At 41.3% G+C, this 653-nt stretch carries 1 pseudogene; it reads left to right on the top strand.

Features of this window, described 5'->3' with window-relative positions:
- Positions 1-653, top strand: a pseudogene (locus tag HMPREF3154_RS11750) (hypothetical protein); the annotation flags it as partial.

The raw sequence follows: 653 nt of genomic DNA, 5'->3' as shown, positions 1-653 counted from the left end.
CTACCTGATGTACTTGTTGAGCCACTTAGTGACTTGCTTTCGCTATCTGAATCACTCATCGAAATACTTGTACTATCTGAGTTACTTAAACTTGTTGATGTACTGTCGCTTGTTGACTCTGATGTACTTTCTGATAATGATGTACTCGCACTGCTTGAGTCACTTAATGATTCACTTGTACTGGCTGAATCGCTTATGCTCGTAGAAGCTGACGTACTTGCGCTTGTTGACTCTGATGCACTAGCGCTAGCAATAGATTCACTTATTGACGTGCTTGTGATATCTGAGTCACTCGTGCTCACTGATGTTGACGTGCTTGCACTTGTTGATCCACTTAGCGATTCACTTATACTACTTGAGCCGCTCTCGCTTGCTGAAGTTGATGTGCTAAGGCTAGTTGAATCGCTATTGGATTCACTTGTTGAGTCTGACGTACTATCTGATAATGATGTGCTTGTACTACTTGAGTCACTTTCTGATTCACTCGTACTTGTTGAAATTGACCTACTCTCCCTAATCGAGTCACTTAGTGATTCGCTTGCTTTACTTGAATTACTTGTACTTATTGAGACAGATTCACTGCCTGATTCTGATGTACTTAGTGAATCAGACGCGCTTACGCTTGTTGAATCACTCTCACTTGTTGATAATGA

Origin of the sequence: Staphylococcus sp. HMSC06C11 (genome assembly GCF_001808345.1) — a bacterium.
Lineage (GTDB): Bacteria > Bacillota > Bacilli > Staphylococcales > Staphylococcaceae > Staphylococcus > Staphylococcus capitis.
Note: the sequence above shows the minus strand (reverse complement) of the source record. Positions and strands in the feature narration are given on the sequence as shown.